Genomic DNA, 14,435 nt, shown 5'->3' with positions numbered 1-14,435 from the left:
CGCAGATGAGCAATATGGGTGTGCGACCGAGTCGTTACCAAGCCGCGACATTGCGGGGACAATTTTCCCCTTACTGGGGTGTGCTGGGGCCTTCCACGGCAATGATCCCAGCTACAATAGCGGCTCGAATCTGGTCGAGTTCATCCACGAGTTCGGGCGAAACAAGGGCGGCCTGGTCGTGAAAGTCGGCAATCTCAACGCCGCCATTTTTCAGGGTCCCCACGAACGCCGAGTTGTCGAAGGTGCCGTCGAGGTCAGCTCCGATGGTCTCCACGACCGCGGCCGAGGTGTTCTTCAGCACGCTGGTGAGCACGACCGACTGAAACTGGGTGGGCAGCGTGACATAGCCGTCGTTGTCGACCCAGATGATCGAAACCCCCGGCGTCTCGATCGCGGCAGCGGCCGCACCCTGCCCGACCTGCCCGGCCACCGGCAGAATGATGTCGGCGCCCTGGTCGATGAAGGACTGGGCCAGGGCCTTGCCCTTGTTGACGTCTTCGAAGTCACCGGTGAAACTGCCGTCCTGGGCGTCCTTGTTCCAGCCGAGCACCTCAACCGCCGTGTCGTGCTTGTCGTTGTACATGGCGACACCGTCGACAAAACCGTCCATGAACAGCGTGACCGGCGGCTGGTTGCCGCCGCCGAAGGTTGCCACGATCCCCGTTTTGCTCACGCCGGCGGCGAGGTATCCGGCCAGAAACGACGCCTGGGCGGTATCGAAGACGATCGGTTTCACGTTCGGCGCGTCGACGACCTCGTCGACGATCGCGAAGTGCACGTCGGGGTTGGCGGTCGCTTCGGCGAGGGTGGCGTCGGCGAGTTCGAAGCCGACGGTGAGCACGAACTGGCATCCGGTGGCGACGGCCTGGCTCACGTTGGGTGCCAGATCGGTCTCCGACGTCGATACGATCGCGTCGGTGTCGATGTTGTACGTCGTGGCCGCCTCCTGCAACCCCTCCCAGCTGGACTGGTTAAAGGAGCGATCGTCGAGGCCGCCCGAATTCGTGACCATGCGGGCGCAATAGTCTGGCGCCGTCGCATCCGTTGTGGCGGTGGGTGTGGGCGCCTGCGCGCAGCCGGCCAGCAGAGCGGATGCCGCGATTGCGGAAACAGCGATCAAACGACGCATGAACACTCCCTTAAGCGTGAATTGGAATTCTAGCCGCATGCGTTAGAGCACGTCACTGGAGCCCGACAGTTTGAGCGCGTCGACGACGGCCTTCACTTTCTGGGCGTTCGCGCTCGTGGTGACCAGCAGGGCGTCGGGGGTGTCGATCACGACGATGTCTTCGACACCGATCAATGCGATCATGCGGCCGGTGTGGCTGACCACGATGCCACTCGACGAGTCGGCAAGCACCCGGGCTCCCTCGCCGAGGATGGCGAGGTTCGATTTGCGGCCGCCGGAGTGCAGTTTGGCGATCGAGGCGAAGTCGCCCACGTCGTCCCAGTCGAACTGGCCGGGAATCACGACGAGCTTGCCGGCGGCAGCGGCCGGTTCGGCGACCGAGTAGTCGATGGCGATCTTCTTCAGGCGCGGCCACACCTGATCTACCACGGCACCGCGGGCCGGGGTGTCCCACGCTTCGGCGAGCTTCATCAGTCCGGCGTAGAGCTCGGGCTCGGCCGCCGAGATCTCGGCCAGCAGACGATCGGCGCGCGCAATGAAGATGCCGGCGTTCCAGAGGTAGTTTCCGTTGCCGAGGTATTCCTCGGCAACGTCGGGGCTCGGCTTCTCCACGAAGGAGTCGACGGCTAGGGCGGTCGGGGCCCCCTCGACGGCGAGCGCCGCAGCGCTCTTGATGTAGCCGAAACCTATGGCAGCCTCGGTCGGCTGGATGCCGATGGTGACGATGTAACCGGCATCAGCCGCGGCGACCGCCTCGGTCACCGCCGAACGAAACAGGGCGTCGCCCTTGATGACCTGATCGGCCGGGAACGATCCGATGATCACACCGGGTTCGCGCAGCTGCAGAATTGCGGCAGCGAGGCCGATCGCGGCGGTGGAATCCCGCGGTTCACTCTCGAGCACAACGTTAGGGTCGGTGAGTTCGGGGAGCTGCTGCTCGACCGCGGCGCGGTGGGCACGGCCGGTGACCACCATGATGCGCTGCTCGCCCGACAACGGCACGAGGCGATCCCAGGTGTCGCGCAGCAGGGTGTGGCCCGATCCGGTGAGGTCGTGCAGAAATTTGGGGGCATCCGCTCGCGACAGCGGCCACAATCGGGAGCCAATGCCGCCGGCGGGGATCACGCTGTACAGGCGGTCGATGGGCTCACTGGGCGTAATCATTCGCCCAGACTATCGGGCGGTCCCGCCCACAGCCGGACACGATTGTTCACGCGCCCGTCACCCGGCGGTAATGGCCGCTGCTTAGCCTCGAATCATGCGGATCGCAGTCATCAGCGAAAGTTTTCTTCCCACCATCAGCGGGGTGACGACGAGCGTCTGCAAGGTGCTCGAGCACCTGGCCGCCACCGGACATGAGGCCATGGTCATCGCCCCCTCCGGCGCCCCGACGGAATACGCCGGATTCCCGGTGTACACCGTCTCCGCCGTCAACTACCGCGAATTCCCGGTCGGCATGCCGAGCCCGCTGGTGCAGAAGCTACTCGCCGACTTTCGCCCCGACGTGCTGCATGCCGCCTCGCCGTTCCTGCTCGGCGCGCAGGGAATCAGCGCAGCCAATCGGCTGGACATACCCTCGGTCGCAATCTTTCAAACGGATGTCGCCGGCTACGCTCACCGAAACCACCTTGGCCCCGCCACTGCGCTGGCCTGGCGATTCGTGAAATGGGTGCATGAGGGAGCTACCCGCACCCTGGTTCCGTCCTCGTCGTCGATGGCCGCCCTGCTGCGGCTCGGCGTACCCCGGCTCGCCCTGTGGACCCGCGGCGTCGACCTCACCGGTTTTCACCCGAATGTGAGGAACGATCCAGCCGTCGCTGCGCTCCGGGAACGGATCGCGCCGACGCCCCTCGATGGCGCAGCGCGCGACGTCATCGTCGGGTACGTCGGTCGCATGGCTCCGGAGAAGCAGGTGGAGCGACTGCGGGCACTGCGCGGGGTGCCGGGCATCCGTTTCGCGCTCGTCGGCGAGGGGCCGAGCATACCTTCTATTAGACGCGCGCTGGCCGGCATGCCGGTCACCTGGCTGGGCCGACTCTCGGGGGCGGAACTCGCCATCGCCTACGCGAGTTTCGACGTGTTCGTGCACGCGGGCACCGAGGAGACGTTTGGGCAAACCATCCAGGAGGCGCACGCCGCAGGGCTACCCGTAGTGGCGCCGCACGCGGGCGGTCCAATCGACCTCGTGGCGCACGGCGAGAACGGCTACCTCTTTCGACCCGACGACGACCGTGATCTGAAGCACTGGGTGGGCCAGCTCGTGCGTGATCCGATGCTGCGTGCGCGGATGGGTGAAGCCGGGCGTCGCGCGGTGCTTGGTCGCTCCTGGCCAACGGTCTGCGCCGAGCTGGTCGAGTACTACGAACAGGCCATAGACGAGCGACTTGCGGTGCGCGCCAACACGCAGGTGCCACCCTCAATGCAACGTTAGGAGACCCTAACCGGCACGAGTGGGCGGAGCGCTTGTAGAATAAACGCATGCGCTTATAGCGCACTCTCGGTCTCATAAAAGAGCCACTATTCAGCCAGGGAGGGTAGTTCATGCCACAGACGGCAGGAACCCTAGATTCTCAGCAGAAGACGACGTCACGTCGCCCCGCCGGCACCCTGTATAGGGGTAACACGGGCATGTGGTCGTGGGTATTGCACCGCATCACCGGCGTCGCGATTTTCTTTTTTCTGCTCGTTCACATTCTCGACACGGCACTCGTACGGGTCAGTCCCGAAGCGTACAACGCGGTTATCGCGCAGTACCAGACGCCGATCATGGGGCTCGGTGAGGTCGCCCTCGTCGGTGCCATCGTATTCCACGCCTTCAACGGACTGCGCATCATCCTGATCGACTTCTGGAACGCCAAGTACCAGCGGGTGCTGTTCTACGTCGTCATCGGCCTGTGGGTCGTCACCATGCTCGCCTTCGTACCGCGCCACCTCATCAACGTGTTCAGCCACTAGGGGTCGACAGACATGACTTCAACAATCGAAGCTCCCCGCAGCCCGGACTCCCGCAGCGCAAAGAAAAGCGGTGTCAACTGGGAAAAGTGGGGCTGGATCTACATGCGCGTCTCCGGCGTGGTGCTGATCGTGCTCATCTTCGGCCACTTGTTCGTCAACCTCATGACCGGCGAGGGAGTCAGCGCCCTGAACTTCGCGTTCGTCGCCGGCAAGTTCACCGACCCATTTTGGATGGTCTGGGACATCATGATGCTCTGGCTCGCCCTGATTCACGGCGGCAACGGCATGCGCACCCTGGTCAACGACTACGCCACCTCGCGGATCAGCCGCGGCATCCTGAAGGTCGCGATCCTGGTCAGCGTTGTCTCGTTGATCACGCTCGGAACCCTCGTGGTGTTTACTTTTGATCCCTGCCCCGCCGGTGCGCCCGCCGACCTCGTGGCCTCGTTCTGTAAGTCCCTCTAGGAGCTGCACTCACAAATATGACTTCTTCCACCACACCCGCCGGCCCAAATGCGGCTCCGGAGTCCACCGTCGTGGACGGCGTGCACTACCACCAGCACGACATCGTCATTGTGGGAGCGGGTGGGGCCGGCATGAGGGCAGCCATCGAAGCAGGCCCACACGCCAGCACGGCCGTCATCTCCAAGCTCTACCCGACGCGTTCGCACACCGGTGCTGCGCAAGGCGGCATGGCTGCCGCCCTCGCCAACGTCGAGGAAGACAACTGGGAGTGGCATACCTTCGACACGATCAAGGGTGGCGACTACCTGGTCGACCAGGACGCCGCCGAGATTCTGGCCAAAGAAGCCATCGACGCGGTCATCGACCTCGAGAACATGGGCCTGCCGTTCAACCGCACGCCAGAGGGCAAGATCGATCAGCGTCGTTTCGGCGGCCACACCCGCGACCACGGTAAGAGCCCGGTGCGTCGTGCCTGCTACGCCGCCGACCGCACCGGCCACATGATCCTGCAGACGCTGTATCAGAACTGCGTCAAGCGCGGCATCAACTTCTTTAACGAGTACTACGTGCTCGACCTCGTCATGACCAACGTCGACGGTGTCGACCAGCCGTCCGCTGTGGTCGCCCTCGACCTGTCGAGCGGCGAACTGCACGTGTTCCAGGGCAAGGCGTTCATCTTCGCCACCGGTGGCTTCGGCAAGATCTACAAGACCACCTCGAACGCCCACACCCTCACCGGTGACGGCGTCGGCATCGTCTGGCGCAAGGGACTGCCGCTCGAGGACATGGAGTTCTTCCAGTTCCACCCGACCGGCCTGGCCGGGCTGGGCATCCTCTTGACCGAGGGCGCTCGCGGCGAGGGAGCGATCCTGCGGAACGCCTCGGGTGAGCGTTTCATGGAACGCTACGCGCCGACCATCAAGGACCTCGCCCCGCGTGACATCGTCTCGCGCTGCATGCTTAAGGAGGTCGCTGAGGGTCGCGGCGCCGGTCCGGACAAGGACTACCTCTACCTGGACTGCACGCACCTCGGCAAGGAATTGCTCGAGACTAAGCTGCCCGACATCACCGAGTTCGCCCGCACTTACCTCGGCGTCGACCCGGTCACCGAACCGGTTCCGGTCATGCCTACCGCGCACTACGCGATGGGCGGCATCCCGACGAACGTGAAGGCCGAAGTCTGGCGCAACAACGAGCAGGTCGTTCCGGGCCTCTATGCCGCCGGCGAATGCGCCTGCGTCTCGGTGCACGGCTCGAACCGCCTCGGCACCAACTCGCTGCTCGACATCAACGTGTTCGGCAAGCGTGCCGGCAACAACGCGGTCGAGTACGTCAAGACCGCCTCGTTCACACCGCTGCCGGAGGACCCGGCGCGGGAGGTGCGCGAGCTGCTCGAAGGCATCCGCTCGTCGACCGGAACCGAGCGCATCGCGGTGCTGCGCAAGATCCTGCAGGAAGAAATGGACAAGAAGGCTCAGGTGTTCCGCACCGACGAGTCCCTCGCCGAAGTTACCGAGACCATCCACCTGCTGCGCCAGCGCTACAAGAACATCGGCGTGCAAGACAAAGGCCGTCGGTTCAACACCGACCTGCTCGAAGCCGTTGAACTGGGCTTCCTGCTCGACCTCGCCGAGGTTGTCGTCTATTCTGCCCGCAACCGCAAGGAAAGCCGCGGTGGACACCAGCGCGAGGACTATCTCGTGCGCGACGACGAGAACTACCTCAAGCACACCATGGCGTACCTCAAGGGTGATGCCATGAGCGCGGATGCCGCCGACCACATCAAGCTCGACTGGAAACCGGTTGTCATCACCCGTTACCAGCCGATGGAGAGGAAGTACTAGTGAGTACCGCCACGATTGACAACAGGCCCGTCGTTCCCGAAGAGATCAAATCCTTCACGGTCACGCTCATTATTCGCCGCTTCAACCCGGAGGTCGACGACGAGCCACACTGGCAGGACTTCGATGTGCAGCTCTACCCGACCGACCGCGTGCTCGATGCGCTGCACAAGATCAAGTGGGAGCAGGACGGCTCGCTGACCTTCCGTCGCTCCTGCGCCCACGGCATCTGCGGCTCGGACGCCATGCGCATCAACGGTCGCAACCGCCTGGCCTGCAAGACGCTCATGAAAGACCTCGACGTCACGAAGCCCATCTACGTGGAAGCTATCAAGGGCCTGCCGCTCGAGAAGGACCTCATCGTCGACATGGAGCCGTTCTTCGACTCCTTCAAAGCGGTGCAGCCCTTTCTCATGGCCAAGAGCAAGCCGGTCGACGGCAAGGAACGCCAGCAGACCGTTGCCCAGCGTGCCCGCTTCGACGACACGACGAAATGTATCCTTTGCGCCGCCTGCACGTCGAGCTGCCCGGTGTTCTGGACCGACGGCCAGTACTTCGGTCCGGCTGCCATCGTCAACGCGCACCGTTTCATCTTCGATTCCCGCGATGAGAATGCGGCCGTGCGCCTCGACATTCTCAACGACAAGGAAGGCGTGTGGCGTTGCCGCACGACCTTCAACTGCACGGATGCCTGCCCCCGCGGCATCCAGGTGACCCAGGCCATCGCCGAAGTCAAGCAGGCCATTATGCGTGGCAAGGCGTAACAGCCCGTTTGCTGAAAAACACCCCCGTCGATATGACGGGGGTGTTTTTGTTTGGTCGAATAAGCTGGCACGGTGAAAGAGCTTGTGGAACGGATCCTCGCATGGCGCCCCGTGCGGGTCGTGAACCACTTCAACAACGTGGGCGGCAGCATCCTCGCAAGTGGAATGTCATACCAGGCGATCTTCGCCATCTTCGCGGCCGTTTGGGTTGGGTTCTCCATCGCCGGCCTATTCCTCACCGCGAACCAAGATCTGTTGAACGCCCTGTACGCGATCATCAACCAGTCCGTTCCGGGGCTGATCGGCTCCGAAGGCATCATCGATCCTGCGGTGCTCGCCACCGCCGGTATCCTCACCTGGACCGGCGCGATCGCCTTGGCCGGGCTGCTGCTGACCGCCCTCGGCTGGCTGTCGACCACCGCTCAGGCCGTGCGCACCGTCTTCGGCATGCCTCCCCAGACCACGTTCTTCGTCTGGGTCAAGCTGCGCGAGCTCGGCCTCGGGCTGCTGTTCGGCCTCGCCCTGGTCGTGTCGGCGCTCGTCTCCCTCGCCAGCACCGCACTGCTGGGTGGCCTGTTCGGCTTGTTCCAGATTCCCCAGGACTCGTTCTTCTACGAGGCCTCGGCCCGCGGCACCGGCCTCGCGGTGGTGCTCATCATCGACACGATCACCCTCGCCGGCCTGTTCCGAGTGCTGTCGCGCGTGCGCATCCCGGTGCGGCGCCTGTTCGCCGGGGCGTTGCTCGGCGGGGTCGCCCTCGGTGTGCTGAAGATTCTCGGCGGCGCGTTGCTCGGCGGCGCCAGTCGCAACCCACTGCTCGCGACCTTCGCCGTCATAATCGGCCTGCTGGTCTGGTTCAACCTGGTCAGCACCGTGACCCTGATCGCCGCCTCCTGGATCGCGGTCGGCATGAACGATGCGGGAATTCCGCCCCAATCGCTCAGCGCCGATGAGGCCGCCGCTAACCAGGAGAAACGGATGCACGATGCCCTGCGGCTGACCGCGCAGGCCGAGCTCGCCGCGGCGAGGGCCGACCTCGACGCGTCGCCCTGGTATGCGCGCTGGGCTGCCCGGCGGCGGTTGGCCACGGCCGAAGACCGGGTGGCGGAGTATGCCCGCGCGGATGCGGCCCACGCGCGCTAACTAGACTTGACCCATGTCTTCCGCCAAACCCCTTCGCATTGCCAGCATCAACACGAACGGGGTGCGAGCCGCGTACCGCAAGGGGATGGGCGACTGGCTGGATGCCCGCGACGTCGACATCCTCGCTATCCAGGAGGTGCGCGCCTCCACCGAAGACCTCAAAGGGCTGCTCGGGCCGGACTGGAACATTCTGCACGACCCTGCCACCGCCAAGGGTCGGGCCGGGGTTGCCCTCGCGAGTCGTGCCGGGGCATCCATTCATCGCGTTGCTCTCGGCGCCGAGGAGTTCGACAGCGCCGGCCGCTGGCTCGAGGCCGATTATGAGGTTAACGGCCGCATCATCACCGTCGTGAGCACCTACGTGCACTCCGGCGAGACCGACACCCCCAAGCAGGTCGAGAAGTATAAGTTTTTGGACGCCATGATCGCACGGCTGCCCGAGCTGACCGCGTACAGCCCACTCACCCTTGTGCTCGGCGATCTGAACGTCGGGCACCGCACACTCGATATCAAGAACTGGCGCGGCAACAAGAAGCACGCGGGTTTCCTGCCGGAGGAGCGTGAGTATTTCGACCGTATCCTCGGCGGCGAAGGCGACGAACGCTACAACGCGGGTGCCGGACTCGGGTGGGTGGATGTCGGAAGAAAGTGGGCCGGAGAGGTCGAGGGACCGTACACGTGGTGGTCCCAGCGCGGAAAGGCTTTCGATACCGACACCGGGTGGCGACTGGACTACCATCTGGCCAGCCCGCAGCTGGCGGCGTCCGTTGTGAATTATGCAGTCGACCGGGCAGCGGCGTACGACCAACGTTGGAGCGACCACTCCCCCGTCGTCGTCGATTATGACCTTTCGAAAGAAGCTCACTCATGACCAAACCCCGCCTGTATTCGGGCATGCAGCCCTCGGCCGAGTCCCTGCAGATCGGCAATTACATCGGTGCGCTGCTCAACTGGAAGTCGCTGCAGCAGACGCACGACGCGTTCTTCTCCATCGTGGACCTGCACGCGATCACCGTGGCGCAGGAGCCGGCGAAGCTGCGCGAGAATACCCGCGGCACGGCCGCGCAGTACATTGCGGCCGGCATCGACCCGTCGGCGTCGACCCTGTACGTGCAATCGCACGTCGCCGCGCACGCCCAGCTGGCCTGGGTGCTCAACACCATCACCGGGTTCGGCGAGGCCAGCCGCATGACCCAGTTCAAGGACAAATCCGCGCGGCACGGCGCCGACGCGACGACGGTGGGCCTGTTCGCCTACCCGACGCTCATGGCCGCCGATATTCTGCTGTATCAGACCGAGGTGGTGCCGGTCGGGGAGGACCAGCGCCAGCACGTGGAGCTCACCCGTGACCTCGCGCTGCGTTTCAACTCGCGGTTCGGCGATACCTTCACGATTCCCGAGGTGGCCATCGTGAAGGAGACCGCGAAGATCTACGACCTGCAGAACCCCACCTCGAAGATGTCGAAGTCGGCCGAGTCGCACGCGGGCATCATCTGGTTGCTCGATGAGCCGGGGGTGACGAAGAAGAAGATCATGCGAGCGGTGACGGATGCCGACGGCGGCGTGGTCTTCGACCGCGAGAACAAGCCCGGCGTGGCCAATCTGCTCACCATTTATTCCGTACTGGCGTCTCGGTCGATCGAATCGCTCGAGAACGAGTATGCCGGGCGTGGCTACGGTGACCTGAAGAAGGGGCTCGTCGAGGTTGTCCTTAGCACCTTCGACCCGATCCGTGATCGTGTCGCCGAACTGCTCGATGATCCGGCCGAGCTCGACCGGGTACTCGCGCAGAACGCCGCTTCGGCTTCTGACGTGGCGAACGAGACTCTAGCCACTGTCTACGACCGCGTGGGCTTCCTCCCCCGCCGCTGATGCGTCCGTTGCCCCTCTCGTCTTCTTTGGTGGTGCTCGATGAGGCTGTCGCTGGCGACGCCGACCGGGTCTTCGAGTACTGCCAGGACCCGGTTTTCGAGCGCTACCTGACCAATCCGTGGCCCTATCGCTCTGAGCACGCCGAAGAATTCCTCGGCGAGTATGTTCCCGCCGGTTGGGTGTCGGATCGGGAATACACCTGGGCGGTACGCGAGCTTTCGGCTGCGGAGCTGGTCGGCGTGATTGGGCTGCGCTTGACTGGGGAATCCGTGGCGGCCGACGCATCCGTTCACAGCGTGGGGTCGATCGGTTTTTGGCTGGGCGCCACGCACCGGGGCCGCGGGCTCATACCCGAAGCTCAACGCCGCGACGCCGATTGGGCGTTCGCGGAGGGAATCATCGATGTGCCGCACGGGGAGGGCCGCGTGGGCAATGTCGCGTCGGCGCGGGCCGCGTGACTGTGCCTGTGCCTGGCCGTGAGAGCGCAAAAAGTGCCCGATTGGACCCGTCATACGGGCACTTTTTGCACTCTCGCCGACGAGATACTCCGCCTCGTCTGATGCTGTTCGACCTTGACGACACCCTGTTCGAGCACCGAGGGGCGGTCGCGGCGGGCATCCTGCTCCATCTCGACCGGCTGGGCGGCGCATTCGCGACCGGCGACCGCACGGCCGCGACCGTGCTCTGGGACGCGCTCGAGGAGGAGCACTACCACTCCTACCTCGCAGGCGCTCTGGACTTTGCCGGACAGCGGCGCGCCCGGGCCCAGGATTTCGCGGCATCGTTCCACATTTCCCTGACTGACGCCGAGGCTGACTCCTGGTTCGACGACTACTTCCTGAGCTATCGGGCCAGTTGGCGGCTGCACGACGACGCGCTCCCCTGCCTCGATGCGCTCACGAAGCTTTTGCCCGGGGTGCACTTTGGCCTCATCACGAACGGCGACCCGGTTTTTCAGGGCGAGAAGATTCGGCGGGTCGGGCTGACCCAACGGTTTGAACATGTCGTCACCTCTGGTGCTCTCGGCTTCGCCAAGCCCGATGCCCGCATCTTCCAGCACGCCTGCGCGCTGTTCGACGTGCCTGTGGAGGAAGCGGTGTATGTCGGCGATCGGCTTCGCACGGACGCTGTGGGCGCGGCCACTGCGGGGCTAACGGGGGTCTGGCTGGACCGAGCCGCGGCATCCGCTGCCCCGATCTCTCCCACTGACGCAGTCGACGCCTCGCGCCTCGGTATTCTCCGGATCGAGACTCTCGCCGAGCTACCCGTTGAATTATGTTGGCAGCCATAAGGACATCTGCGGAATGCGCAGGGGTGTGAACTGCGAATCGGAGGCAAAGAATCCAGTCTCGCGTTCCGCTGAGCCGCAGGCTTCGCGGTCGCCCACTCACACCACTTCAAGCGTGTGTCGGTCGGTTCCGGGAAGAGCATAATGGTCGCGTCGCGCTTGGATGAGTGCACTGCTGTGCACGGCCGCCGTGATGTGTTTCGGTCGCAGTCCGCCGTCCGGCAGGTCCTGGCGGCTGATTCTCCGGCACTCGCGAGAAAGAAAGTTCAGAAAGGTAGTCATGTCGCCGATCGTCGTCATTCTTCGGGCGATGCGATCGGTCTTCGACGAGTCTGTGGAATAACTTGCGGCCCTGTGTACAACCCTCGTGCCACATAACTCCTGCAATTTCTGACACGCCGCAGAAATTGGCGCGGAATCACGCAGGTCAGCCGCAACGGGACAGCAGATTGCAGGAGCTATGCCGGGTGGCCCGGCGGAGGTCGGCTACTCGACCGACGAGTGCCGGGCCACGAGGTTGAGCTAGTTAGAGCACGTCTTCGTCTACCCAGTCGAGGGTCTTCGTGACGGCCTTCTTCCAGTTACGCAGCAGACGGGCGACCTCTTCCGGGTCCATGGACGGCTCCCAGCGGGCGTCTTCCTGCCAGTTGGCACGCAGGTCGTCGAGACTGCTCCAGAAGCCGACCGCGAGGCCGGCCGCATAGGCGGCGCCGAGGGCGGTGGTCTCGGCAACGACCGGGCGCACGACGGGAACGCCGATAATGTTGGCCTGGAACTGCATGAGCAGGTCATTCGCCGTGGCTCCGCCGTCGACCTTGAGTTCGGTCAGCGGCACGCCGGAGTCGGCGTTGACCGCGTCGAGCACCTCGCGGGTCTGGTAGGCAATGGCCTCGAGCGCGGCACGGGCGATGTGGCCCTTGTTGACATAGCGGGTGAGACCGACGAGGGCGCCACGGGCATCGGAGCGCCAGTACGGCGCGAACAAGCCGGAGAAGGCCGGCACGAAGTAGGCCCCACCGTTGTCCGTGACCGTCTTAGCCAGGTCTTCGATCTCGGAGGCGTTCTTGATGATGCCGAGCTGGTCGCGCATCCACTGCACGAGCGAGCCGGTGACCGCGATCGCCCCTTCCAGGGCGTAATGCACCGGGGCGCTGCCGAGCTTGTAACCCACGGTGGTGAGCAGGCCGTTCTTGGAGTGGACGATCTCGGTGCCGGTGTTGAAGATCAGAAAGTTTCCGGTGCCGTAGGTGTTCTTCGCCTCGCCCTGGTCGAACGCGGCCTGGCCGAAGGTCGCGGCCTGCTGGTCGCCGAGGATTCCGGATATTGGCACCTCGCGCAGCAGGCTGTGTCCGCTCGCAGTGCCGTACACCTCGGACGACGACCTGATCTCGGGCAGCATCGACTTTGGCACGTCGAAGATGCGAAGGATCTCGTCGTCCCACTGCAGGGTCTCCAGGTCCATGAACATGGTGCGGCTCGCGTTGGTGACATCCGTCGCGTGCACGCCGCCCTCGGTGCCGCCGGTCAGGTTCCACAGCACCCAAGAATCGGTGGTGCCGAACAAGAGGTCGCCGGCATCCGCTTTCGCGCGTGCTCCCGCCACGTTTTCGAGGATCCAGACGATTTTAGTGCCAGAAAAGTAGGTGGCCAAGGGCAGGCCGACCTTGCTTTTAAAGCGTTCGACACCGCCATCAGCCGCGAGGCGGTCGACAATGGGCTGGGTTCGAGTGTCCTGCCAGACAATGGCGTTATAGACGGGAACGCCGGTGTTCTTGTCCCAGACGACAGCGGTTTCACGCTGGTTGGTGATGCCGACGGATGCGATGTCGTGGCGGGTGATGTTTGCCTTGGACAGCGCCTGGCCGATGGCCTCACGCGTATTGTCCCAGATTTCTTTCGGGTCGTGCTCGACCCAGCCGGCCTGCGGCAGAATCTGTTCGTGCTCGAGCTGGCCGGTCGAAATGATCGACCCGGCCTTATCAAAGATGATCGCGCGGGAGCTCGTGGTTCCCTGGTCGATGGCGAGAACGTACTTGGCCATGTGTAACTCCTTTGTTATTCCAGGTGAGAAATACGATGTTGAAACGATAACGAAAGTGGATGCGGATGCCTATGCCTATGCCTATGCCTATGCCTATGTCGGCAGGTTCACCCCAGGATGGGCAGCAGCACACCCGACGAGGCACCGGCGAGGACACCACCGATGATGGGGCCGACAACGGGAACCCAGGAGTAGGACCAATCGCTTGATCCCTTGCCTTTGATCGGCAACAGGAAGTGCGCGATGCGAGGGCCGAGGTCACGAGCCGGGTTGATAGCGTATCCGGTCGGTCCGCCGAGCGAGGCACCGATAGCGATCACGAGCAAGGCCACCGGCAGCGCGCCGAGGGCGGCCAGGCCGCCGGCGTCGCCGTTCCGGCCGAAACCGATGACCACAAAAACGAGCAGGAAGGTGCCGATGATCTCGGTGACGAGGTTCCAGCCGTAGGAGCGGATGGCTGGCCCGGTCGAGAAGACACCGAGCTTATTGGCCGGGTTTGGCTCCTGGTCGAAGTGCTGCTTGTAGGCGAGCCAGACGACGACGGCGCCGAGAATGGCACCGATCATTTGCGCGCCGATGTAAGCGAGCGTCGACGCGACGTTGACAGGAACACCGGAGCCGAAGGTTTCGGCACCGCTCGCGACGAGGCCGAGCGTGACAGCGGGGTTGAGGTGGGCACCGGAGTTGTAGGCGGCAATCACACCGGCGTAGACCGCTAGGCCCCAACCGATCGTGACCATGAGAAAGCCACCGCCCAAACCTTTGTTCTTGGCGAGTGCGACGTTGGCGACCACGCCACAGCCGAGGAGCACGAGGATGGCCGTTCCCACGACCTCTGACATAAAGACGACACCGAGATTGTCCACATTGACCCTTCTGATGAGGCTGTAACCACCTGACGATGTTGTCGAGGGCGGCTGTCGTACGGGTTGTTCTG

The 14,435-nt window shown here is 64.1% G+C and carries 14 protein-coding genes; 10 read left to right on the top strand and 4 right to left on the bottom strand.

Going from position 1 to position 14,435, the window contains the following annotated elements; genetic code table 11:
- Positions 1-70 precede the first annotated feature (70 nt).
- Together E3T47_RS08860 and E3T47_RS08855 are read right to left on the bottom strand one after the other, a co-directional pair.
- Positions 71-1,129 (bottom strand): BMP family lipoprotein, encoded by a 1,059-nt coding sequence (locus E3T47_RS08860; RefSeq protein WP_134555725.1) that lies wholly within the window; start codon positions 1,127-1,129, stop codon positions 71-73.
- A 42-nt stretch (positions 1,130-1,171) separates the two neighbouring features.
- Positions 1,172-2,293: a mannose-1-phosphate guanylyltransferase gene (locus E3T47_RS08855; protein ID WP_134555724.1), complete on the bottom strand. Its 1,122-nt coding sequence runs from the start codon at positions 2,291-2,293 to the stop codon at positions 1,172-1,174.
- Positions 2,294-2,387: 94 nt separating this feature from the next.
- Between E3T47_RS08855 and E3T47_RS08850 the strand changes: the two genes are divergently transcribed.
- The 10 genes from E3T47_RS08850 (at position 2,388) to E3T47_RS08805 (ending at position 11,460) form a co-directional block, all read left to right on the top strand.
- Positions 2,388-3,560 carry a glycosyltransferase family 4 protein gene (locus E3T47_RS08850; RefSeq protein ID WP_134555723.1) on the top strand — a complete coding sequence of 391 codons (1,173 nt, stop codon included), beginning with the start codon at positions 2,388-2,390 and terminating at the stop codon, positions 3,558-3,560.
- 110 nt (positions 3,561-3,670) lie between these two features.
- Complete coding sequence (gene sdhC, locus E3T47_RS08845; protein ID WP_134460461.1) at positions 3,671-4,084, top strand: succinate dehydrogenase, cytochrome b556 subunit; 414 nt, start codon at positions 3,671-3,673, stop codon at positions 4,082-4,084.
- 12 nt (positions 4,085-4,096) lie between these two features.
- Complete coding sequence (locus E3T47_RS08840) at positions 4,097-4,549, top strand: succinate dehydrogenase hydrophobic membrane anchor subunit (protein ID WP_134555722.1); 453 nt, start codon at positions 4,097-4,099, stop codon at positions 4,547-4,549.
- Between the two features lie 17 nt (positions 4,550-4,566).
- Positions 4,567-6,393, top strand: coding sequence for a succinate dehydrogenase flavoprotein subunit (gene sdhA / locus E3T47_RS08835; RefSeq protein ID WP_134555721.1), 1,827 nt, complete (start codon positions 4,567-4,569; stop codon positions 6,391-6,393).
- The gene (locus E3T47_RS08830; protein WP_134555720.1) at positions 6,393-7,154 is read left to right on the top strand and encodes a succinate dehydrogenase iron-sulfur subunit; all 762 of its coding nucleotides are present in this window, start codon (positions 6,393-6,395) and stop codon (positions 7,152-7,154) included. The genes sdhA and E3T47_RS08830 overlap by 1 nt, the downstream gene beginning before the upstream one ends.
- Positions 7,155-7,226: 72 nt before the next feature.
- Positions 7,227-8,297, top strand: a complete 1,071-nt coding sequence (locus E3T47_RS08825) for a YihY/virulence factor BrkB family protein (RefSeq protein ID WP_134555719.1) — start codon at positions 7,227-7,229, stop codon at positions 8,295-8,297.
- Between the two features lie 13 nt (positions 8,298-8,310).
- Positions 8,311-9,168, top strand: coding sequence for an exodeoxyribonuclease III (locus tag E3T47_RS08820; protein WP_134555718.1), 858 nt, complete (start codon positions 8,311-8,313; stop codon positions 9,166-9,168).
- Positions 9,165-10,169 (top strand): tryptophan--tRNA ligase, encoded by a 1,005-nt coding sequence (gene trpS, locus E3T47_RS08815; RefSeq protein ID WP_134555717.1) that lies wholly within the window; start codon positions 9,165-9,167, stop codon positions 10,167-10,169. The genes E3T47_RS08820 and trpS overlap by 4 nt, the downstream gene beginning before the upstream one ends.
- Positions 10,169-10,627 carry a GNAT family N-acetyltransferase gene (locus tag E3T47_RS08810; RefSeq protein WP_134555716.1) on the top strand — a complete coding sequence of 153 codons (459 nt, stop codon included), beginning with the start codon at positions 10,169-10,171 and terminating at the stop codon, positions 10,625-10,627. Before trpS ends, E3T47_RS08810 begins: the two co-directional genes overlap by 1 nt.
- 101 nt (positions 10,628-10,728) lie before the next feature.
- On the top strand, positions 10,729-11,460 hold the full coding sequence (locus tag E3T47_RS08805) for an HAD family hydrolase (protein WP_134555715.1): 732 nt from the start codon (positions 10,729-10,731) through the stop codon (positions 11,458-11,460).
- 523 nt (positions 11,461-11,983) lie between these two features.
- Here E3T47_RS08805 and glpK read toward each other — a convergent pair.
- Together glpK and E3T47_RS08790 are read right to left on the bottom strand one after the other, a co-directional pair.
- Positions 11,984-13,498 (bottom strand): glycerol kinase GlpK, encoded by a 1,515-nt coding sequence (glpK, locus tag E3T47_RS08795; protein WP_134555713.1) that lies wholly within the window; start codon positions 13,496-13,498, stop codon positions 11,984-11,986.
- Between the two features lie 107 nt (positions 13,499-13,605).
- Complete coding sequence (locus tag E3T47_RS08790; protein WP_134555865.1) at positions 13,606-14,340, bottom strand: MIP/aquaporin family protein; 735 nt, start codon at positions 14,338-14,340, stop codon at positions 13,606-13,608.
- Between the last annotated feature and the right edge of the window lie 95 nt (positions 14,341-14,435).

It is taken from the genome of Cryobacterium ruanii (genome assembly GCF_004404055.1).
Classification (GTDB): Bacteria; Actinomycetota; Actinomycetes; order Actinomycetales; family Microbacteriaceae; genus Cryobacterium; species Cryobacterium ruanii.
The sequence above is the reverse complement of the archived record's forward strand: the minus strand, read 5'-3'. Positions and strand labels throughout refer to the sequence as shown.

Bases quoted from the DNA above. Each gene is read 5' to 3' on its own strand.
- E3T47_RS08860 (WP_134555725.1), bottom strand. From the start codon at position 1,129: ATGCGTCGTTTGATCGCTGTTTCCGCAATCGCGGCATCCGCTCTGCTG.
- E3T47_RS08855 (WP_134555724.1), bottom strand. From the start codon at position 2,293: ATGATTACGCCCAGTGAGCCCATCGACCGCCTGTACAGCGTGATCCCC.
- E3T47_RS08850 (WP_134555723.1), top strand. From the start codon at position 2,388: ATGCGGATCGCAGTCATCAGCGAAAGTTTTCTTCCCACCATCAGCGGG.
- sdhC (WP_134460461.1), top strand. From the start codon at position 3,671: ATGCCACAGACGGCAGGAACCCTAGATTCTCAGCAGAAGACGACGTCA.
- E3T47_RS08840 (WP_134555722.1), top strand. From the start codon at position 4,097: ATGACTTCAACAATCGAAGCTCCCCGCAGCCCGGACTCCCGCAGCGCA.
- sdhA (WP_134555721.1), top strand. From the start codon at position 4,567: ATGACTTCTTCCACCACACCCGCCGGCCCAAATGCGGCTCCGGAGTCC.
- E3T47_RS08820 (WP_134555718.1), top strand. From the start codon at position 8,311: ATGTCTTCCGCCAAACCCCTTCGCATTGCCAGCATCAACACGAACGGG.
- trpS (WP_134555717.1), top strand. From the start codon at position 9,165: ATGACCAAACCCCGCCTGTATTCGGGCATGCAGCCCTCGGCCGAGTCC.
- E3T47_RS08810 (WP_134555716.1), top strand. From the start codon at position 10,169: ATGCGTCCGTTGCCCCTCTCGTCTTCTTTGGTGGTGCTCGATGAGGCT.
- E3T47_RS08805 (WP_134555715.1), top strand. From the start codon at position 10,729: ATGCTGTTCGACCTTGACGACACCCTGTTCGAGCACCGAGGGGCGGTC.
- glpK (WP_134555713.1), bottom strand. From the start codon at position 13,498: ATGGCCAAGTACGTTCTCGCCATCGACCAGGGAACCACGAGCTCCCGC.
- E3T47_RS08790 (WP_134555865.1), bottom strand. From the start codon at position 14,340: ATGTCAGAGGTCGTGGGAACGGCCATCCTCGTGCTCCTCGGCTGTGGC.